23 protein-coding genes are annotated in these 21,331 nt (G+C 37.0%); 14 read left to right on the forward strand and 9 right to left on the reverse strand.

Annotated elements, in window-relative coordinates:
- Positions 1-121 precede the first annotated feature (121 nt).
- Entirely contained in the window at positions 122-1,219 is a 1,098-nt protein-coding gene (locus ACPF63_RS06585; protein ID WP_426482464.1) for an MBL fold metallo-hydrolase, read from the forward strand.
- Here ACPF63_RS06585 and ACPF63_RS06590 read toward each other — a convergent pair whose 3' ends face one another.
- On the reverse strand, positions 1,220-1,507 hold the full coding sequence (locus ACPF63_RS06590; RefSeq protein WP_047385514.1) for a GNAT family N-acetyltransferase: 288 nt from the start codon (positions 1,505-1,507) through the stop codon (positions 1,220-1,222).
- A 606-nt stretch (positions 1,508-2,113) separates the two neighbouring features.
- Between ACPF63_RS06590 and ACPF63_RS06595 the strand changes: the two genes are divergently transcribed.
- The 4 genes from ACPF63_RS06595 to ACPF63_RS06610 all read left to right on the forward strand — a co-directional run bounded on the left by ACPF63_RS06595 (position 2,114) and on the right by ACPF63_RS06610 (position 5,785).
- Complete coding sequence (locus ACPF63_RS06595; RefSeq protein ID WP_426482465.1) at positions 2,114-2,581, forward strand: hypothetical protein; 468 nt, start codon at positions 2,114-2,116, stop codon at positions 2,579-2,581.
- A gap of 118 nt (positions 2,582-2,699) precedes the next feature.
- Entirely contained in the window at positions 2,700-3,605 is a 906-nt protein-coding gene (locus ACPF63_RS06600) for a helix-turn-helix domain-containing protein (protein WP_077416462.1), read from the forward strand.
- Between the two features lie 86 nt (positions 3,606-3,691).
- Positions 3,692-4,693 (forward strand): aldo/keto reductase, encoded by a 1,002-nt coding sequence (locus tag ACPF63_RS06605; RefSeq protein ID WP_077416464.1) that lies wholly within the window; start codon positions 3,692-3,694, stop codon positions 4,691-4,693.
- A 99-nt stretch (positions 4,694-4,792) separates the two neighbouring features.
- On the forward strand, positions 4,793-5,785 hold the full coding sequence (locus ACPF63_RS06610) for an MBL fold metallo-hydrolase (RefSeq protein ID WP_426482466.1): 993 nt from the start codon (positions 4,793-4,795) through the stop codon (positions 5,783-5,785).
- Between the two features lie 305 nt (positions 5,786-6,090).
- Here ACPF63_RS06610 and ACPF63_RS06615 read toward each other — a convergent pair whose 3' ends face one another.
- The 7 genes from ACPF63_RS06615 to ACPF63_RS06645 all read right to left on the reverse strand — a co-directional run bounded on the left by ACPF63_RS06615 (position 6,091) and on the right by ACPF63_RS06645 (position 11,828).
- Complete coding sequence (locus tag ACPF63_RS06615; RefSeq protein WP_077416468.1) at positions 6,091-6,483, reverse strand: DoxX family protein; 393 nt, start codon at positions 6,481-6,483, stop codon at positions 6,091-6,093.
- Between the two features lie 45 nt (positions 6,484-6,528).
- Positions 6,529-7,302, reverse strand: coding sequence for a DUF1223 domain-containing protein (locus ACPF63_RS06620; protein WP_426482467.1), 774 nt, complete (start codon positions 7,300-7,302; stop codon positions 6,529-6,531).
- A gap of 353 nt (positions 7,303-7,655) precedes the next feature.
- Positions 7,656-8,420 (reverse strand): LytR/AlgR family response regulator transcription factor, encoded by a 765-nt coding sequence (locus ACPF63_RS06625; RefSeq protein ID WP_426482468.1) that lies wholly within the window; start codon positions 8,418-8,420, stop codon positions 7,656-7,658.
- Positions 8,401-9,414 (reverse strand): sensor histidine kinase, encoded by a 1,014-nt coding sequence (locus tag ACPF63_RS06630; RefSeq protein WP_426482469.1) that lies wholly within the window; start codon positions 9,412-9,414, stop codon positions 8,401-8,403. The genes ACPF63_RS06625 and ACPF63_RS06630 overlap by 20 nt, the downstream gene beginning before the upstream one ends.
- 75 nt (positions 9,415-9,489) lie before the next feature.
- Positions 9,490-9,933, reverse strand: coding sequence for a hypothetical protein (locus tag ACPF63_RS06635; protein ID WP_426482470.1), 444 nt, complete (start codon positions 9,931-9,933; stop codon positions 9,490-9,492).
- Positions 9,930-10,910: a heme-binding domain-containing protein gene (locus ACPF63_RS06640; protein ID WP_426482471.1), complete on the reverse strand. Its 981-nt coding sequence runs from the start codon at positions 10,908-10,910 to the stop codon at positions 9,930-9,932. Before ACPF63_RS06640 ends, ACPF63_RS06635 begins: the two co-directional genes overlap by 4 nt.
- A 171-nt stretch (positions 10,911-11,081) precedes the next feature.
- Positions 11,082-11,828: an SDR family oxidoreductase gene (locus tag ACPF63_RS06645; protein WP_180563991.1), complete on the reverse strand. Its 747-nt coding sequence runs from the start codon at positions 11,826-11,828 to the stop codon at positions 11,082-11,084.
- A 100-nt stretch (positions 11,829-11,928) separates the two neighbouring features.
- Here ACPF63_RS06645 and ACPF63_RS06650 point away from each other — a divergent pair, with 100 nt between their 5' ends.
- On the forward strand, positions 11,929-12,264 hold the full coding sequence (locus ACPF63_RS06650; RefSeq protein WP_426482472.1) for a winged helix-turn-helix transcriptional regulator: 336 nt from the start codon (positions 11,929-11,931) through the stop codon (positions 12,262-12,264).
- A 232-nt stretch (positions 12,265-12,496) separates the two neighbouring features.
- On the opposite strand, the gene ACPF63_RS06655 is transcribed toward ACPF63_RS06650, so the two are convergent.
- Complete coding sequence (locus ACPF63_RS06655) at positions 12,497-14,716, reverse strand: NADP-dependent isocitrate dehydrogenase (RefSeq protein WP_077416479.1); 2,220 nt, start codon at positions 14,714-14,716, stop codon at positions 12,497-12,499.
- Positions 14,717-15,073: 357 nt separating this feature from the next.
- Here ACPF63_RS06655 and tpx point away from each other — a divergent pair, with 357 nt between their 5' ends.
- The 8 genes from tpx to ACPF63_RS06695 all read left to right on the forward strand — a co-directional run bounded on the left by tpx (position 15,074) and on the right by ACPF63_RS06695 (position 21,144).
- Complete coding sequence (gene tpx / locus ACPF63_RS06660; protein WP_077416481.1) at positions 15,074-15,574, forward strand: thiol peroxidase; 501 nt, start codon at positions 15,074-15,076, stop codon at positions 15,572-15,574.
- 82 nt (positions 15,575-15,656) lie between these two features.
- Entirely contained in the window at positions 15,657-16,232 is a 576-nt protein-coding gene (locus ACPF63_RS06665) for a Crp/Fnr family transcriptional regulator (protein WP_426482473.1), read from the forward strand.
- Positions 16,233-16,299: 67 nt separating this feature from the next.
- The gene (locus ACPF63_RS06670; RefSeq protein ID WP_077416484.1) at positions 16,300-16,989 is read left to right on the forward strand and encodes an alpha/beta hydrolase; all 690 of its coding nucleotides are present in this window, start codon (positions 16,300-16,302) and stop codon (positions 16,987-16,989) included.
- An 86-nt stretch (positions 16,990-17,075) separates the two neighbouring features.
- Positions 17,076-17,423 carry a VOC family protein gene (locus ACPF63_RS06675; protein WP_077416486.1) on the forward strand — a complete coding sequence of 116 codons (348 nt, stop codon included), beginning with the start codon at positions 17,076-17,078 and terminating at the stop codon, positions 17,421-17,423.
- A 9-nt stretch (positions 17,424-17,432) separates the two neighbouring features.
- Positions 17,433-17,837, forward strand: coding sequence for a glyoxalase superfamily protein (locus tag ACPF63_RS06680; RefSeq protein WP_426482474.1), 405 nt, complete (start codon positions 17,433-17,435; stop codon positions 17,835-17,837).
- A 7-nt stretch (positions 17,838-17,844) separates the two neighbouring features.
- Positions 17,845-18,678 carry a helix-turn-helix domain-containing protein gene (locus tag ACPF63_RS06685; protein WP_426482475.1) on the forward strand — a complete coding sequence of 278 codons (834 nt, stop codon included), beginning with the start codon at positions 17,845-17,847 and terminating at the stop codon, positions 18,676-18,678.
- Between the two features lie 48 nt (positions 18,679-18,726).
- Positions 18,727-19,857 carry an FAD-dependent oxidoreductase gene (locus ACPF63_RS06690; protein ID WP_426482476.1) on the forward strand — a complete coding sequence of 377 codons (1,131 nt, stop codon included), beginning with the start codon at positions 18,727-18,729 and terminating at the stop codon, positions 19,855-19,857.
- A 78-nt stretch (positions 19,858-19,935) separates the two neighbouring features.
- On the forward strand, positions 19,936-21,144 hold the full coding sequence (locus tag ACPF63_RS06695) for a DUF763 domain-containing protein (protein WP_426482477.1): 1,209 nt from the start codon (positions 19,936-19,938) through the stop codon (positions 21,142-21,144).
- Positions 21,145-21,331: the final 187 nt, after the last annotated feature.

The following is a 21,331-nucleotide window of genomic DNA, read 5'->3' on the forward strand; positions in this document are numbered from 1 at the left end:
ACTTAAATGAATAATAAATTTTCCAAAATACATGATAAATTTAGTTAAAACAATATACTAAAACTGAATAAATTTTCATTTAAAGGCAAAAGTCAATACATTTGATATTTATTTTCTACAGATGATTTATTGGATTATTACGACAGTGGCTGTTCTGACAGTTACCTTTTTTATAGTGATCAATATGAAGGCGTTTGGCGGGGTGCCAAAAGGAAAGCGGCTGAAGCGTATAAAACATTCAAAACTCTATAAAAAAAGACAGTTTCAGAATATCAGCCATACCCCATCTATTACAGAAGGCTACAAAATGTCAAAAGTGACTTACGATTTCCTTTTGGGAAAAAAAGATCCGCTCTTGAAGCCTTTGAAAGAAATTCCATCCCTTCATACCGATTTAAAAAACAGAGACAAAAATCAGGATGTATTTATCTGGTTGGGGCATTCATCTTATTATCTACAGACCGATGGTATTTCCTTCCTGATTGATCCTGTGTTGAGTTTATATGGTTCACCTTTTAAATATTTTAACAAAGCATTCAAAGGATCAGACATCTTTAAACCTGAAGATATTCCCAATATTGATTATCTGGTAATATCCCACGATCATTTTGACCATCTGGATTACCCGACTGTAAAATCGATCAAAGACAGAACGGAAATGGCTATTTTGCCTTTGGGAGTGGGAGCACATTTAGAAAGATGGGGTTATGCTGAAAATTCGCTTATTGAAGAAGAATGGGGAACTGAAGTGAGGTTGAAGAATAATATAAAGATTGCCTTTACCCCCGCCAGACATTTTTCAGGCAGAAGAATCAGACAGAATGATACGCTATGGAGTTCCTATGTTTTGATAACACCAACAAAGAAAATTTTCTTAGGTGGAGACAGTGGATATGATAGCCATTTTAAAACTATCGGCGAACAATACGGGCCTTTTGATTATGCTATTCTTGAGAACGGACAGTATGGAGAAGCATGGAGGTATATTCATACGCTGCCGGAAGATGTTATTCAGGCTGGTATTGATCTTAAAGCCGAGCGTATCATCCCTGTTCATGCAGCAAAATTTGCACTCGCACTTCACCCATGGAATGAACCTTTACAAAAGATAACTGCTCTTGGAAAAGAAAAAGGATTGAATATCCTCACTCCGATGATTGGAGAGGTAGTAGATCTGAATCAGCATGAACAGCAATTTACAGCCTGGTGGGAAGATTGATCAGGCATGCCAGATATCTTTATATCTTACAGGGTGGTTTTCAAACTGTTGTCGCACAAAATCACATTCCGGGTCTACAAGCAAATCTTTTTCCTCTGCGTAGCGTACCAGCTCATCCAGTAACAGTTTGGCGTATCCTTTACCCTCACGCTCTTCATCAAGTTTCGTATAATACACAATAAGCAGTCTTCCATCAACTTCTATGGACATATAACCTGCCTTTTTTCCATCAATAAGTAGCTGCAATTCATCCTGATATGGTGATACCTGAAACTTTATATTTTCCATGATAATGTAAGATTTGGTTGATAAAAAATAATTTGGAGAACTTCCCAAAAAACATTCTCTCCACTAAAATTACGAAATTAAATAATATGAAATAATAGTTTTCAGAAATCTTAACGAAATTTATAACATAATGATTAAAAGATAAAAGATAAAAGATAAAAGATAAAAGATAAAAGATAAAAGATAAAAGATAAAAGATAAAAGATAAAAGATAAAAGATAAAAGATAAAAGATAAAAGATAAAAGATAAAAGATAAAAGATCTTGTCGTTAAAATTCAATAGAGGTGGGTTTTAACCCATCCTACAATAAATGATCCATTCATTGGCTTTAGCCCAAACTTACAATATTTATACTTTAAAATTCAAAATTTAATTCTAATGTGCTGATTTTTATTTGCTTACTAAAATACTTTGTTTAATAAAATTAATTGTATTCTGATTGTCATTTCAGGATGATTAATAGGTAATAATTTCATTAAAATGTATAAAATATTTCAAAGATAATCAGTTGTTTGTGATTTTTATTAACAAATATTAGTATTTGTAATTAATATTTGGCACTTTAATTGACTATACCATCATGTTTAATTTAAAAGGGGAATGAAATGAAAAAGTTACTTATAACAGTATTTTTGGTTGGAACATTTAGCTTGAGTTATGCCCAGTCAGATTATTATAACGATTACAGAAGGAGTATTTCGGATGTTAACTGGCAAAGAGTTGTTGCCGATCTGTTGCTGTCTACAACACAGGCAAACCAGATTTATGTACTCAATGACCGATATCGTGATTACAACACGTGGAACAGAGTGTATGTGGTAGAACCGGGAAGATGGAGAAACGACCGTTATTCGGAGCTGGAAAGAATTCTGGGTAGAGAAAAATATATCCTTTTTAAAAAGAAATATTATAGAGGTCAAAATCCTGTGATTGTTTATGGCAGAAATAAAAACGATTATAAAAAATATCGTAAACAACAGGAGAAATATTATAAAAATCAAGAAAAATACTATAAAAAACAGTCTAAACATCATGGCCGTGGTCATGGTCATGACGACGACGATTGGGATTAAAATTATTATCAACTATATATTCACTTTCAAATGGCTGGCATCTTTGTCAGTCATTTTTATTTTTTCAAACAGAATTGTTTTTATTGATTAATTTGTTTGAATTTTATAATTTTGATTCATGGAATCACACGAATCAATCAAAGGTTTTTATGAAAGAAATGCTCCCAATCTGGCATCACAGTGCATTGGAGTCAGCAGAATGGGGCACTTCAATGTATTTTCACGGGAATACTGTTCTCCGTTGACTCCCTACAGCAGGAGAGATTATTATAAGATTTCACTGATCATAGGAAAAGGAAAACTCCATTATGCAGATAAATGGATTAAAGTAGACCGGCCTGCTTTATTGTTTTCAAATCCTATTATTCCTTATTCCTGGGAAGCAGATGATGAAGATCAGAAAGGCTGGTTTTGTCTGTTTACCGATCAGTTTTTGCATAACGGAAGCCGTATGGGAAACCTGCAGGATTCTCCGCTTTTCAAGATTGGAGGAACTCCGGTTTTCTTTGTGGATGAAGAACAGCAGAGGATACTTTCTGATATTTATACGAAAATGATGACGGAGATTCAGTCGGATTATATTCACAAATATGATATGCTGAGAGCTTACCTTCATCTGATGATTCATGAAACCATGAGAATGCAGCCGGCAGAAAGTTTTGAACCCTATCAGAATGCCTCACAGCGGGTTGCTTCCTTATTTATGGAACTTCTGGAGAGACAATTTCCGATCGACAGTCCTGAAGCCTTTTTAAAATTAAAAACCCCCAACGATTATGCTCAGAGTCTTTCTATACATGTGAATTCCTTAAACCGTTCTGTAAAAGAAATCACAGGGAAAACAACCAGTCAGCAGATTACCGGAAGGATTATTCAGGAAGCCAATGCTTTACTGAAACATACAGACTGGAATGTAGCTGAAATCGCCTACGGATTGGGTTTTGAAGAACCCGCTTATTTTACCAATTACTTTAAAAAACAAACCGGAATTACTCCTAATGCCCTAAGAATGGACATTGTTTGAATTTTATAATTCTTAGTTTGAATTCTATATCGGGATTTGCCTTTTCATGTTCTAATTTTGTCTTATAAAATTAAATCATACCTATCATGAAATTTAAAAAATTAGGAAACACAGACGAACAGTTATCAGCAATTGGTTTAGGATGTATGGGAATGAGCTTTGCTTATGGTCCTACGGATGAACAGGAAAGTATCAATACCTTACACAAAGCTTTGGATTTGGGTGTAAACTTTTGGGATACAGCAGATATGTATGCCAATGGGGAAAACGAAAAACTGATCTCTAAGGTATTGGTTCCGAATAGAGATAAGATCTTTATTGCAACCAAATTCGGATTCAGGTTTAAAGACGGTAAAGCCAGCCACAGCGGAGCTCCGGGAACTTATTTTGACGGTTCTCCGGAATGGATCAGAAAAGCAGTAGATCTAAGTCTTCAAAGATTAAAAATAGACACTATTGATTTGTATTACGCTCACAGAGTGGATCCTAATGTTCCGGTAGAGGAAACAGTAGGGGCAATGGCAGAGCTGGTAAAAGCAGGAAAAGTGAAATACATCGGATTATCTGAAGCTTCAGCAGAATCTATCAGAAAAGCAAATAAAATTCACCCGATTGCAGCATTACAGTCAGAATATTCCATCCTTACAAAAGATGTTGAAAAAGAAATTTTACCAACCATCAGAGAACTGGGAATTTCTTTAGTGCCTTATTCGCCTTTGGCAAGAGGTCTTTTTACCAATATTTATGACGTACAGAACCTGGGTGATGATGACTTTAGAAAATCTTTACCACGCTATCAGCAGGAGTATCTTGAAAATAATACCAAACTGGCCAATGAGATTAATGATTTTGCCGCTTCCAAAGGGGTAAAAGGAACCCAGCTCGCCCTGGCCTGGGTATTGAATCAGGGAGACGACATCATCCCGATTCCGGGTACCAAACGAATTAAATACCTGGAAGAAAATATTGCAGCCGTCAATATAGACCTTTCCCAATCAGATCTGGATACTATTGAAGCCATTCTGAAAAAATACCCGAATGTAGGGGAAAGATACACTGAAGGTTCAATGAAACTGGTGAACAACTAAAAACTATTATAAAAACTGAGTTCCTGCTTCTGATGGGAGCTCAGTTTTTTTGTTATTATTCTCAATGAGAATGTATAAATAATGAAAAAAAACTAAGTTATGAACAGAAGAGAACTATTAAAGAATGGATTGTTGGCGGGAACATTAAGCATGATTCCTTTTTCCAGTGTACTGGCAGAAACTCCGAAAATCCCTGAAAAAACAGGTGATGATCTTTCCGGCTTTAAAAAACTGAAGCTTGGAGAACTGGAACTTTTTGTTCTTACAGACGGATATATTCATGAAGAAAATCTCAATGCATTTGCTCCCAGAGGAACTGTTGCTGAGCTGAAATCAATCCTTAAAAATAATTTCAGACCGGACAATTATATTGATATGGCAATGAATATTCTATTGGTTAAAACAAAGAATAAACTTATCCTCTTAGATACCGGAATGGGTATTTTTGCTGATGAAAGAACCGGATTCTTATTAAAAAGTCTCCAAAAAGCCGGCTTTTCACCAAAAGATATTACCGATGTTTTTATCTCTCATGCCCACCCTGATCATATTGGTGGCGTAGTTGACAAAAAGCAGAACCTCGTTTTTCCAAACGCCAATATTTTTATTTCAAAAATTGAACATGATTTTTGGATGAAAGCCACTATCAAAGATTTTAATAATAGTGCTTTGAAAGAGCAGCCTGAATTACTTAATCAGATTATTCCTGCTGTTCAAAATATTCTGAAAACGATTCAGCCGAAACTGAAGTTTTATGACCTTAATAATCCGCTTTATGACTATTTCAGTTTTCAGCTCGCTCCCGGTCATACTCCGGGTTTAACAGTGACAACCATTTCTTCAGGGAATGAAAAGCTGATCTACATTGCAGATTTGATTCATTCCGATGTAATCCTTTTTCCACATCCTGAGTGGGGCTACTTTGGAGATACTGATCTGGATATTGCTAGCGCTTCAAGAAAAAAGCTTCTTCAACAGCTGGCAGATACCAAAGTAAGAGCGTTTGCTTATCATTTGCCATGGCCGGGTCTGGGCTTTACAAAAACAAAATCCGGTGCATTTGAATGGTTTCCGGAAAGTTTTATGAATTAGGTTGCAGGTAATAGATAATAGGTTGCGGGGATAGGGATTAGGGATGCGTTGACCAAGATTAATAAATATGTGTTCAATATTCCCATCCTCTGGAGGGGTGGCGAAAATTCAAAGAATTTTTGACGGGGTGGTTAAATATAAAAGGTAATTCAATCAATAACAGCGGACTTTAGTCCGCTTTTTCAATAAATATTTATGCATTTGGCTTTAGCCAAAACATATTAATCATCGACTTGATATAACAGATCCTCCCGGCAACGAGAGGATCTGTTTCAACATAAGAAAAAATTAAAGTTTTATTGTAATTACGCCTCTCCAAATACCAGCTCTGGAGAATACATCTTTCTGAACATCAGGTAAGTCATCGTAAGGACAGAGAAAGCGACTATTGCGTCTATTGTAGCTGGAAAACCAAGTACCGCAATTTTTGAGAAGAAAGCAAAAATAATATCAAAAAACATTCCTGCAAATACCCATTCTTTCAACCTCAGTAATCTGTTGGGAAGGAGAAGAACAAGAACCCCCGAAATTTTGAAAACCCCCAGTATATAAATAAAATGAGATGGATAGCCAAGCTGTTGGGTGATATCCCAAACGACAGGATTTTTTGTAAGTTCAAAGAAACCGCTGGCTCCGAACCATAATGACATAAAAATAGCGCCCGCCCAATAGATGATTTTTGTTGTTTTTGTTTTCATTGTAGTATTATTTTTAGTTGTTATTATTACTGTGTTGTGTAAAAGTTATTTGAAAGCTGTTTTTGCAGACCCTGATATCTCTCCTGTTTTTTGGTTTTGAATAAAAGCTATGACTTCCCAGTTTTCAGCAGAAAAACCATTAGGAAGCTGAAATGTTGTTGTTCCTTCCATTTGTTTATTCAATGAGATCTGATTTTGCTTGTGAACAATCTGCCAATGGTGCAGATGGTGACCCTCATTTTCACCTTTTCCTACCTGAGTAGAAGAATGTTTTTCAACCAGATTAATGAGAAGTGTATTTTTAGGATCGGTGCCCGATGTTTTATATTCTACATTGATGCCCTTTTGAGAAACGTTTGCCGTTAATGCTATATTTGTTTTTTTAGAATTAAATAGAGCTTCCCGGATTGCATTTTTAATATTGTTTTCATCAGATCCTACAAATTCTGTTTTTCCATTGACAACCAACTGAGGCGTATAAACCTGTGAATTTAAGATACGGCTGTATTGCTGTTGTCGTTGGGAGTTATCTGCAGTACTGAATCGGTCTTTCCATCCAAGACGGTTCCAGTAATCCACATGGTAGGAGAGTAGATAAACGGGCTCATCTTTATATTCCTTCCCGATTTTGCCCATTAGTTCATCTGCCGGAGGACAGCTGGAGCAGCCTTCTGACGTGAAGAGTTCCAAAACAGCAAAACCATTTTCTGTGGTTGGATGTTGTGCTGTCTTTTCTGGTTTATCCTGATAAATAAATGCTGAAGTAGCAAATAATAACGCAGTGAAAGCAATTACTGTGATTAAGTTTTTTAGTATCATGTCTTTTAATTTGATTCAAAAGTAGATACTCTGGGAAGGCAGAAGAATACAAAAAAGGTTTAACCGGACAAATTAAAAGGTGAATCAGGAAATTGTGAGGGGAAGGGTTTTAAGGCTGGAAGCTGGAAGTGGGAGGCTGGAAGTTTTTGGGGTGTGAAAAGGAATAGCGTTTTATTTTTTTTAGATATAAGCAGGAAGAAGCTTAAGAAATTGATACAACCAAATAAAGAATAAAAAAGAAAACCCTGATCATATCAATCAGGGTTGTAATGTATTTCAAAAGAGTTCTATTTCTTAGAATGACTGCAAGTACTTCCAGCTTCCAGCCTTTCACTTTCAGCCTTTCAACTCCTCTATCTATCTTCCAGCCAGGTAAAGAAACTATGAGTCTTTTCTTTATTAATAAGAAGTTTTTCAGGTGTTTCAACAGTAAGTTTCACCAGTATTTTACGTTGAAAATAATGTTCCATCTCTTTAATAGCTTTGAAATTAACCAAATATTGTCTGTTAACCCTGAAGAATTGTTTATCAGAGACCTGTTCCGCAATTTGTCCCAAAGGCTGACTAAGGGAAAACTGCTCTTTGCCGAAGGTTACCAGATGGGTTATTTCATTATGGATATAAAAATAGGCAATGTCTTCCGTAGGAATCGTTGTATATTTTTGATTTTTAAATACCAGAAAATTACTCTTCCCGGCAGAAGCAGGCTGGTTGATTTTTTGTATCAACAGTTCCAGGTCAGGAAGATCATTCTTCTGAAAGAATTTTTTTAATTCGTCAACCTTTCTCAGAGCTTCAGCAATATCTTCTTTAGAAAATGGTTTTAAAACATAATCAACGCCTTTACTCTTAAAAGCATCCAGCATATACTGATCAAAGGCTGTACAGAAAACCACCGGGCATGTAATGTCCACTGATTTGAAAATCTCAAATGAAAGTCCGTCCGAAAGCTGGATGTCCATAAAAATGAGATCGGGTTTCACGTCTTTCAAGCCTTCAATACTTGTTTCGATACTGTCGTAAACCCCCAGTATCTTAGAATCCGGTTTTAAATCTGAAATTAAATTCTGAAGGGATTTTGCAGCCCTGAATTCGTCTTCAATAATGATGATATTCATGAATTAATGGTAGTTTTATCTGAAAATTCTTTTCGTCTGAGTTAATCGTAATTTCCTTTTCCAGCAAATGTTTATAGCGCATTTTAATATTATCAAGTCCCACTCCCAGAGAATCTTCAGTATTCATCTTTCGCTGTATAGGATTCTCAATCACAATTTGATCATCAGCGGTATATATTTTAATGTGCAGAGGTTTACTTTGCGAAACAATATTGTGCTTGATGCAGTTCTCTACCAAAAGCTGAAGCGTAAAAGGAGGAATAAGGGTTGGGTCAGTTTCTTTTCCGAGATCGTTGGTAAACTTAATTCCTTCACCAAAACGTGCTTTTTGAAGAAAAAGATAAGCGTCTACTATTTTCATTTCTTCCTGAACACTGATCAGGTCCAGTTTTCTGCTTTCAAGTGTAAATCGGTAAAAATCAGAAAGTTTTACAATGAAATCAACCGTTTCTTCGTCATGTGTTTCTGCCATTAATTTTAATGTATTCAAACTGTTGAAAAGAAAATGCGGGTTGATCTGTTGTTTTAATAATTCATACTGAGCTCCTAAATTGTCACTTTTTACCTTCTCCAGTTCAAGCTGTATCTGCTGGCCTGTATAGTTATTCTGAAGCAGTGTCAAAAACATATAACATACCAGATTGATTAAAATTCCTCTTACTTCAACCATTAGCATTACCGGGCCGAAATTGATATGAGATAAAATAAGCTGCTGAATCCAGGCAAGTCCAAACATAATTATCATCCCGAAAGCCAGTACGACCATCAATCTTGAGTAGGAAATCTGCTGTCTCCGTTTTGTGGTACGATTTAACATATAAATGTTGGCATACCACATGATGATGGAAAATGCTGCGGTAATAGCTGAGTTGACTATCGCTTCTTTCCAGTTGAATTCATGAGAAGCAAGCTGAGGAACAGAAGATAAAATACCCAGAAAAATAGAACTTATCCAGATAATGGCTTGTGAAATTTTTATTTTTTGCTGTTGCATGAAATCTGCTGATTTGAAAAGGTTAAATTAATGCTTTTTATTGAAAATATTATGATAAATAGTGAGGGACATCTGTTATGGTCTGCTAACAGGACGGTAGCTCATGAAGTACTTTATTCTTTCTTCTTTATCAGGAGAACTGCTTTCTGTAAGATCATCTTTAACAGCATAAGAAATATTTCCCGACTGATCGGTCTGAACTGTTTCGATACTTACCAATTCACCCGTGATGGTACCACCAATATATTGAGGGTTGTCGTGATATTTCCAGGTCACCAGTTTCATAGCAGCACCAACTTCCGGTGTCTGGCTTTCTTTCGATAAAGATTCCAAAGCCTTTTCATTGCCGTATAAAGCGGACATTGTTTCTTTTTTAGGATTTAAAGAATTGGAAATGAATTTAAGATGGCCGGGGTCAAAAACAACCCTTGAAAGCCCATTATCTTTATCGTTATTTTCTTTGCTGCAAGAGGTAAGAGCAACAAGGCTCACCAGTAAAATCAGGATGGTATTTTTCATTTTTTTTGTAAATTTTGGATTAATCTTTGTGTATTTACTTTCATCGGAACATCAAAAAGATAGCCTGTTTTTTCTGCGAGCTGTCTGTGGCAGGCGATGCATGATTCTTTAGCAAAAGATGCAGTTTTTCCTGTAGGATGAAGATCATCTCCGGAGAATTTTGCAAATCCCCAGCCTTCAGTATCTTTATATTGATGGGAATCTTTTACCATAAACTGAGCATTGATAAATTTTCCAGGTCTGATTTCCCCGTTAGAAAGTTCTTCCTGTTTCCATACGGATTTTACGACAATACTTCCGTCTGGCCATGGATGAAAGTTTTCTGTTTCTACAGCTTTTACAGCAATATCATTTCCGTAGATGACACGGATGGATTTGTCAAACAGCGTACTCATACTGATCACTTTCCAGTTTTTAAAATCAGGAGTGTACTGAACTCCATTGGGTGAAACCGGAAAATTTGTGGGAGCTGAAACAAAGGTAGTGGAAGAGGGTTGAGGTTCATTCTTATGTTGTGCTGCCGGATTTACTGAAGATAATGAAAGTGTATATTTTTTAATGATTTCAATATCTTTTGGGGTAATCTTAGCAGATGGATGCAGAAGAGTGTATTCATGAAGAGGCATTTTTCCGCTTTGCATCATATTAAGAATTGCATACATATTTCCCTGATGTTCAGCAGGAGATAGTTTTTCCCATTCTGAAAAATTCAGGACTTCCCGGGCTCTCCTGATGTCTTTATTCACAGCCCAGGAAACAGGGGCAATTTTATCATACCAGCTGAGGTTTTGCTGATTGGAATGACAACTAAAGCATGAGTTTTCAAGAATACTGATCACTTCCCTTGGTGCTTCAATTTTTCCTGTAACAGGTTTTCCTTCCAGGGGTTTGCTGAATAGCTGCAACCCTCCGAAGATTCCTAGTATAGCCAGAAATACGATAGCAATGGGGTTTCTTTTTTTCTTTACGGTATCCATAATGAGTATTGTTTTTATTTCTGGATCAAAAGTAAATGGATGGTATATGCCGCGAAACGGAAAACAGGCTTAACCGGACAAATCAAAAGGTGAATACAGAATTTTAAGTCCCGAAAATACACAAGAAAAATCCCGGTAATTATGTTACCAGGATTTGATTAAACCTATTATTTATAAAGTAATACCGCCGTCTATCACAATTTCGGTTCCGGTGACGTAACTTGAAATCTGATCATCTGACAAATAGGTAACCAGTTTGGCAACTTCTTCAGCGGCTCCCATTTTCTTCAATGGAATCTGGTCTATGAGATGATTTTGAATATTTTTTAAAGTTTCTTCATCAAGACCGGCTTTGCTCATAATCTCGGTTTTTATAGGACCGGGGCTTATCATATTCACTCTGATTTTTCTTGGAGCTAATTCTGCTGCTGCTGTTTTTGCAATCGAGTTCAATGCGGCTTTACTTGCCTGGTACGCTGAACTGTTGGGTTTATAAGTAGAAGCCACAATAGATGATAAAAATATGACAGAAGCGCCGTCATTCAATAAAGGAATGAATTTGCTTAATGTAAAATATGCACCCCTGAAATTGATGTTCATCACCTGATCAAAATTTTCGACATCCATATTCTCAATTGGAGTCAGGCTTCCTGTAATTCCTGCGTTAATAAACAGGATATCTATTTTCCCGAACTGTTTCTCTACTTCTTCCTTTAAAAGATCAATATCATTAAGGTTTGCCTGATCTGCGATGAAAGGGATGGCTCCAAGTTCCTGAGCGGCTTTTTCTACAGCTTCCTTTCGTCTTCCTGTGATAATAACCGTTGCTCCTTCTGAAATAAGTTCTTTTGCGGCAGCGAATCCGATGCCGCTGTTTCCTCCTGTTACGATAGCCAGTTTATTGCTTAATTTTTTCATTGTAAAATTTTTGACAAAGTTATTTCAAAATGGTATACTTTTGTAATCAGTATCACAGAGTATACCAGTATCATTCATGATATCACTTAACTTTGCAACTATGGAAAGAGATCAGACAGAAGAACTTAGAGCTTTACAGGATACCCTTTATTTTATCGGAGGGAAATGGCGAATTCCTGTGATCAATTCACTTTGTAATGGGAACAGACGTTTCAGGGAAATTGAAAGGAGTATTCCCGGAATTACCACCAGAATGCTTTCAAAAGAACTGAAAGATATGGAAATGAATAAACTGTTAAAACGTACCGTTTACCCGGAAACTCCCGTTTTAATAGAATATGAACCCACAGCATACTGCAGAACCTTTGGAAATATTATTATGGAAATGATTAACTGGGGGAGGGAGCATAGGAGAGTGATTGTTGAGGATAGGTAGGTGAGATGGCAGATATTAGGTTGCAGGTGATAGGTTGTAGGGATTAGGGAGTTGCCGATGTTTACCTTGATGAGTAAGTACGTGTTTATTATTCCCCTCCTTTGGAGGGGTGGCGAAAATTCAAAGAATTTTTGACGGGGTGGTCTTTATCGGTATATTTTTGACAGAGTAGTTAGAAACAAAAAAAGCCCCTTTAAAAAAAGGAGCTTTTTATCTATATCAGAACGAAAAATTAGATTCCGTCAATAATTTCATTTAAAACGGTACTAGGTCTCATTGCTGCATATGTTTTATACGTATCAGTTTTGTAGTATCCTTCAATGTTCTGAGGTTTACCCTGAGCACCTATTAATTCTGCATTGATTACCTCTTCGTTTTCCTGCATTACCTGTGCAACAGGAGCAAACTTAGCTGCCAGTTCAGCATCAGCAGTCTGGTTAGCCAACGCTTCAGCCCAGTACATTGCTAAATAGAAGTGAGAACCTCTGTTGTCGATCTGACCTACTTTTCTTGCAGGAGATTTATCTGTAGCTAAGAACTTAGCATTAGCTTCATCCAATGCATCAGCTAAAACCTGAGATTTTGTATTTCCCTGAGTTTGTGCCAGGTGCTCTAAAGAAGCCTGAAGTGCTAAGAATTCACCTAGAGAATCCCATCTTAAGTATCCTTCTTCTAAGAACTGCTCAACGTGTTTCGGAGCAGAACCTCCGGCGCCTGTTTCAAATAAACCACCACCGTTCATCAATGGAACGATAGAAAGCATTTTTGCAGAAGTACCAAGCTCAAGGATAGGGAAAAGGTCAGTTAAATAATCTCTTAATACGTTTCCGGAAACAGAAATAGTGTCTTTACCTTCTCTTGCTCTCTTCAGCGTTTCAGTCATGGCATCTTTTACATCAAGAATTCTGATGTCAAGACCTGTTGTATCATGATCAGCAAGATATTTTTCTACTTTTTTGATGATTTCTCTATCGTGAGCTCTTCCTTTGTCTAACCAGAAGATAGCCGGAGTATCAGATAATCTTGATCTGTTTACCGCTAATTTTACCCAGTCCTGGATAGGAGCATCTTTTGTCTGACACATTCTGAAGATATCATCTTTTTCTACTTTTTGAGAAAGAAGAACGTTTCCAGCTTCATCCTGAACTTCTACAGTTCCGTCAGCAGTTAATTGGAAAGTTTTATCGTGAGAACCATATTCTTCAGCTTTTTGAGCCATTAAACCTACGTTTGGAACAGATCCCATTGTTGTAGGGTCTAATTTTCCGTGCGCTTTCATATCGTCAATTACAGACTGATAGAAACCAGCGTAAGAACGGTCCGGAATGATACACACTGTATCTTCTTCGTTTCCTTCTTTGTTCCACATTTTACCTCCGCCTCTTACAAGAGCAGCCATAGAGGCATCAACAATGATATCAGAAGGTACGTGGAAATTCGTAATTCCTTTGTCAGAATTTACCATTGCCACTCTAGGTCCTGCAGCAAGAGCTTTTTCAATATCAGCTTTGATATCAGCTTCCTGAGCATTTCCTTTGATTTTATCAAAAAGATCAGCAAGACCGTTATTTGGATTGATGTCTAAAGACTTGAAAGTCTCAGCATATTTAATAAATACTTCTTTGAAGAATGTCTCAACGATAGCCCCGAAAATGATAGGATCAGAGATTTTCATCATCGTAGCTTTAAGGTGGGCAGAAAGAAGTACATTTTTTTTCTTAGCTTCCTCAATCGCTTCCTGAACAAATGCCTTTAATGCCTTTAAGTTCATTACAGAAGAATCAATTACTTCACCAGCCTGAAGACCTGCAAAGTCTTTTAATACAGACTCAGAACCGTCGTTTCCTTTGAATACGATTTTGTATTTTGTAGCGTTTTCTAATGTTGTAGAAGTTTCTGTACCGTAGAAATCACCATTGTTCATGTGAGCTACGTCAGTTTTGCTGTCAGATGCCCAGTCACCCATTCTGTGAGGGTTTGCTTTTGCATAGTTTTTAACAGCTTTTGGAGCACGTCTGTCAGAGTTTCCTTCTCTTAATACAGGGTTTACAGCACTTCCTAATACTTTAGCATATTTAGCTTTGATTGCTTTTTCATCATCATTTTTAGGTTCTGCAGGATAGTTTGGAACGGCGAAACCTTTACCTTGTAGTTCAGCGATTGCTGCATCCAGTTGAGGTACAGAAGCAGAAATGTTAGGTAGCTTAATGATATTAGCGTCAGGTTGAGTTGCCAGTTGGCCTAGTTCAGCCAAAGCATCACCTATTTTTTGGTCGTCTTTTAAAAACTCAGGGAAGTTGGCAAGAATTCTTCCTGACAAAGAAATATCCGGAACCGAGATTTCGATATCTGCTGATTTTGTGAAAGCTTTTACAATGGGTAAAAACGAGTGAGTAGCCAGCATTGGAGCTTCATCAGTAAGTGTGTAATAGATTTTTGATTTTTCTGACATTATACTGTTATTTTTTATTTGAAATTTTAAGTCCCACAAATTTAGTAAATATCATTGTTTTATTTAGGATATTTCCATAAAAAAGTGGCTTTTATATCTTTAATTTTATATCTGTGCAATTGTATTGCTTCCGGATGTGCTGCCATTAATTCTAAAAATAATTCTATTATTTCAGGTATTGAACTTTTGCAGTCTGAAACTTAATTTTTTTAGGAGCGCAGGTGCGTAAGTAATTTTGTTTGAAAACCGATGAGCAGGTGAAAAAGTTTTATTTTCACTTTAAGATTAATTTAACCATAATAAGTCGGGAAAAATTTTCTTTTTTGATTAAATTTGAAAAACTAAAAAAATAAAATTATGTCCACGACAATCACTTTAAAAGGAAACGAAGTACACACAATAGGAGCATTACCATCTGTAGGAACCACAGTAAAAGATTTTGCATTGGTAGATTCAGGATTAGCGGTGAAAACGCTTGAAACTTTTGCAGGAAAGAAAAAAGTATTCAATATTTTCCCAAGTATTGATACGCCTACTTGTGCTGCTTCTTCAAGAAAATTCAATGAAGAGGCTTCAAAACTTGACAATACAGTAATCATCAATGTTTCAAAAGACCTTCCATTCGCTTTAGGAAGATTCTGTGCCGCTGAAGGGTTGAATAATGTTGAAACACTTTCAGATTTCAGAAGCAGCTTTGGAGATGATTATGAAGTGACAATCGCAGATTCTCCTTTGAAAGGGTTATTGAGCCGTGCCGTGATCGTTACAGACGAAAACAACAAAGTAGTATATACGGAACAGGTTCCGGAAATTGCTGACGAACCTAATTACGATGCAGCTCTTGCAGCATTGAAATAATAGAAATAATTTTTGTAGAAAAGCCTTGTGAATGTAATTTGCAAGGCTTTTTTTGAATGTAAAATCTAATCGACAACACCAAATGATGCAAGACCATTACAAGAAATACGGAGAACTTTTTCAGATAGATTCAGATCATTTTAAAGAATTCTACGCTTTACTTCATGATACAGTGCTTTTAAAATCTGACTTTTTTCTGAAGCAGGGAGAAAAATGCAAATATCTGGGCTTTATCAAAAAAGGAACCATCAGGTCTTTCTATATCAATGATCAGGGACGTGAAATCAATTTTGGATTCTATTTTGAAAATGAATTTTTTACCGATTATGAAAGCATACTTTGTGATACAGTCTCCAATATGAATATTCAGGCGCTGGAAAACTGTGAAATATTATTGCTGAGTAAAGATCATCTGCAGAATCTATATAAAAAAGAAGCCTATTGGCAGCAGTTTGGGAGAATGATGAGTGAAAAGATTTATCTGGATGCCAAGAAACGGATCGACGACCTGCTGTGTTTTTCCCCTGAAAACAGATACCTTAATCTTGTAAAAAAACAACCTGCTCTTTTTCAGAAAATCGCTCAGAAATATATTGCCAGTTACCTTGGTATAACAGAACAGTCACTCAGCCGTATAAGAAGCCGTATTGTAAATTAACTTAAGTTAACTTCCACCGACATTTTATACCGTAGCTTTACCATTATCAAATTCTAACACAATCATTATGGAACAAAAAGATTTAACCATTATTTTGGTACACGGAGCATGGGGAGACGGATCACACTGGCAATACGTGATTCCTTCATTGACAAAAGCAGGATATAAAGTAAGAAGTGTTCAGAACCCATTAACGTCGCTGCAGGATGATATTAATAAGACCAAAGACCTTATTGATGCCCAGGAAGGGAAAGTGCTTTTAGTTGGACATTCTTATGGAGGAGCCGTTATTTCAGGAGCCGGGCACCATGATAAAGTAGCCGGATTGGTTTATATTGCTGCTTTTGCACCTGATGCCGGAGATAGTTTGGGATCTCTGTTAGGAAGAAGAGAATCACCGGGTGGAGCAAGCATTTATCCTGATAACAAAGGTTTTTTATGGATTAAATACAATGAATTTAAATCTGCTTTCTGCCAGGATTTAGATGATGAAAAAGCACTGGTTATGTCATTATCGCAAAAACCTATTCATGGTCAGTGTTTTGGTGATGTTGCGGGCGAACCGGCATGGAAAACACGCCCAAGTTGGTATCAGATCTCATTGCAGGACCGTATGATCCCTGCAGAAACTGAAAAAGAAATGGCAGAGCGTCTTGAACCTAAGAAAATAATCTCTCTGGATGCAGGACATGCTTCATTGGCATCACATCCTGAAGAAGTTACCCAGTTGATTTTAGAAGCAGCAGCTTCCATTTAATACAAGATACAATACAATAATTTATTAAGCCTTGTGAAATTTTATGTAATTTCACAAGGCTTTTTTTAATGAAAAACTAGTGCAAAATGGTAAAAAGAATTGTAGCCAATATCAAAACGGATGATCTTTCCAAAGCCAATCAGTTTTATCAGGATATTCTGGAACTGGATGTTCTGATGGATCATGGCTGGATTAAAACATTGGGAAACGATGAAGAAGCAAAAATTCAGATCAGTTTTGCCGAACAGGGAGGAAACAATACAGAAGTTCCCGATCTTTCCATTGAAGTAGATAATGTAGATGAAATCTATGACAAAATGAAAAATGCCGGTTTTGAAATTACTTATCATCTAACCGATGAAGACTGGGGAGTCCGCAGATTTTTCGTTAAAGATCCATTTCAGAAACTGATCAATATCTTGTCTCACCAATAAAAACATACAATGAAAGCAGAACGTATTATTCCTATACTAAGAATTTTTGACTATCAGAAAACAAAAGAATTTTATGTAGAATGGCTGGGATTCGAGATCGTCTGGGAACATTATTTTGATGAAAATACTCCCGTTTATATGGAAGTGAAAAGAGAAAACATGATTTTCCATTTAAGCGAACATCACGGAGATGGAACGCCCGGAACAAGGATTGCGGTCTGGGGTGAAGGCGTTCCGGAATATCATAAAGAACTTATTGACAAAAAATATAAATATAACCGTCCCGGACTTGAAAAAACGTTTTACGGATCCGTATCGTTTACTGTAGTTGACCCTTTTGGAAATAAAATTACCTTTGAAGAAGAATATAATGAAGCAAAACATAAAGATCTGAAACTGTACTCTCACGATTAATAAAGCAATGTTTTCAAATATACATCAGGAGTTTGCAGTTCCGGAAGAACTTAGGGATACCATTAAATGTTTTTGGTATAATAGAAGAGACTATGGTGAACAACAGTCCGGATTTACGGTGATGCCGGATGGTTATGCCGAGATCATCTTTCATTTTGGAAGTGGATGCAGTATTACCCATCAGGGAATTTTACAGGATTTACCTTCTCCGTTCATTATGGGACTGCTCAATCAGCCTGCTCTTTTTCATGCTCAAAACCAACTGGAAATTATCGGGATCAGGTGTTTTCCATGGACTGTTTTTGATTTGTTGGGACTGTCATCAGAAAAAACTGAAAACGGAGTCCATACATTTGAACATCCCGTTGTACAGCTTCAAACTATATTGAATGATCTCATCAATCAGAGGAAAATAGAGGAAGCTGTCTCTCAGGTAGAACAATATTTTCTGAAATTACATTCACAGATTACAATAGACAGTCTGCTCTTCAAAGCAGGTGCTGCCATGAGAAAAAATAATGGAGCGATCCCTGTCAATCAGGTGGCAAATTCAGCCCATACAACAGTTCGTACGCTGGAAAGAAAATTTAAGCAGTCTTCCGGTCATACCGTAAAGGATATATCCGGAATTATGCGTTTTGAACAGATAAGAAACCGTTTGTGGCACGCTCCGGAAGCTTCAATTGCTGCACTCGCACAGGAATTTGGATATACAGACCAATCACATTTAAGCAGAGAATTTAAACGGTACAGTGGTATAACACCTGCTGCTTTCGCACGGGAAGCCAGAAAAAGAAAACAAATCTTAAGCAATGATTTTGTCGCATTTGTACAAGCGTGATACCATTGCATTCCGGAATTTTGTACTATAATAAATACATTAAAAATTATGGTACTGAATCATAAAAAAGCAGCAATTATTGGCGCTGGGCCTGTAGGTTTAACCATGGCCGTTTTATTACAGCAAAAAGGTGTTGAAGTAAAAGTCTATGAAAGAGATATCAATGCACAGACAAGAGTTTGGGGCGGCACATTGGATCTTCATAAAGAATCAGGACAGAAAGCTATGAAAAAGGCTGGATTGTTGGATAAATATTATGAGATGGCGCTGCCTATGGGAATCAAAGTTTCTGATGAACACTGCAATATACTTTTTACGAAAGAAATCACCCCTGAAAATCAATATGACAACCCGGAAATCAACAGAAATCATTTAAGAGAAATATTATTGGATAGTCTGGCAGATGATACGGTAATCTGGGATATGAACTTTACAGGAATGGAAGAAAATAACGGCAAATGGTTGCTTCACTTTAAAGACAAACCCGATGTAACTGCCGATCTTGTCATCGGTGCCAACGGTGGAATGTCCAGAGTAAGAAAATATGTGACAGATACGGAAGTGGAAGAAACCGGAACTTTTATTATCCAGGGAGATATCCCTCAGCCTGAAAAAACTTGTCCTGAATTTTTCGAATGGTGTGACGGAAAAAGACCAATGGCTGCTTTTGAAGGCAATTTATTGGTAGCTAATCCTTTTAATAATGGAGCTTTGACTTATGGAGTCATATTCAAAAAGCCCGAAGAATGGAAAGATTGCTGTACCCTGGACTTTCAGAATACAGAACAGGTTCGTCAGTTTCTCGCCAAAAGATTCTCTGCATGGAATGAGCTGTACCAGCAGTTATTCCTGTCAACCTCCTTTTTTGTAGGGCTGCCAACAAGGAAGATCCCATTAGACCAACTCTGGAAAGACAACCGCTCTTTGCCTGTAACACTTATTGGTGATGCTGCTCATCTGATGCCGCCTTTTGCAGGACAGGGAGTAAATAGCGGGTTGATGGATGCTTTAATTTTATCAGAAAATCTAATAGAAGGAAACTATCAAAGCATAGAGGAAGCTATTGATGCTTACGAACAAAAAATGTTTATCTACGCTAAAGAAGCACAGGAGGAATCCAGTAAAAATGAACTGGAAATGCGTGATCCCGGTTTTTCTTTTACAAGCCTTATCCAATAACTGTAATAGTAGAATTAATGATCCGGATCATTAAATAGTAAGGGGAATAAAACTTAACTTTACATTTTTAAAAATATAATGAAACGTTCCGGAACAGCAGATTTACCTCTTCACTATGGCAAAGTACCGCCATGGCTGTATGAACGTATGTCGCTGGGACTTTCCATTATTGAAGTCATTCTCATGGATTACGGTAAAGATGAGGTATTGCGTCGATTGGCAGATCCTTTCTGGTTTCAGAGTTTTGGAGCGGTAATGGGAATGGACTGGCATTCTTCAGGCATTACCACTTCTGTCATGGGAGCGCTGAAACGTTCCATTAATCCCAATTCGCAATCGCTGGGACTTTATATCTGTGGTGGAAAAGGAAAGCTTTCCAGAGAAACGCCTTCAGAGTTAATCAGAATTGCAGATAAAACCGGACTTAACGGAACAGATCTGGTAAGAGCCAGCAAACTTTCTGCGAAAGTAGATAATACGGCCATTCAGGATGAGTATCAGTTGTATTTGCACAATTTCATTCTTTCAGATAACGGAAACTGGAGTGTTATTCAGCAGGGAATGCATGAATCGGATGGAACAGCAAGACGATATCACTGGCATTCCGAAAACATCACTTCATTTGTAGAGCAGCCTCACACAGGAATCAACGGAATCTCAAGAGGAAAGATTCTTAACCTTACCGATACTGAAGCTGCAGAGAATAGAAAAGGAATTTTAGATATTTCCCATACCGATTCCGCAGAAGTGATGAAAGATTTTGCAAGATTGATTCTTCCTGCCCATCATGATGTTCAGGCTTCCGATGTAGATCTGAAACGTCTGGGAGCACTTCTGTATGTTACCAGAGAACAGCAGCCACAGAATTTTGAAGATTTGCTCATGCTGGAAGGAGTAGGACCAAGAACCATGCAGTCATTGGCTTTGGTAAGTGAAGTAATTCATGGAGCACCGTCAAGATTTGCCGATCCGGCAAGGTTTTCCTTTGCTCATGGGGGTAAAGACGGACATCCTTTCCCTGTGCCTGTCAATACCTATGATGAAAGTATCAGCATTCTCAGAAGAGGAATAGAAAAGTCCAAACTGGGAAATTCTGATAAGCTAAACTCTTTAAATAAACTTCACCAGATCGTTGCCGAAGCAGAAAAGGACTTCACTCCGGATTTTGATATCCAGCAGGTCATTGAAGAAGAAAGACAAAACTCCTGGCGCTTTGGCGGAAAAACCGTATTTGGAGATGCTCAGAAACCCAGCACTCCAAAATCCATACAACTTTCTCTATTTTAAAAAATATCTCCTGTAAAAAATCTACAATTACTATCATCGGCAAATAGTTATTCCCATCCTTTGGAGGGGTGGCAAAAATTCAAAGAATTTTTGACGGGGTGGTAAAATAGTATTTTTTAAATAGTTGTTTAAAAAATATCAGTCTGTAAATCTCTTTCATTTCAGTGTAGTATGTGTCATTTTATAA

This window comes from Chryseobacterium sp. R2ACT005 (assembly GCF_049949215.1).
Classification (GTDB): Bacteria; Bacteroidota; Bacteroidia; order Flavobacteriales; family Weeksellaceae; genus Chryseobacterium.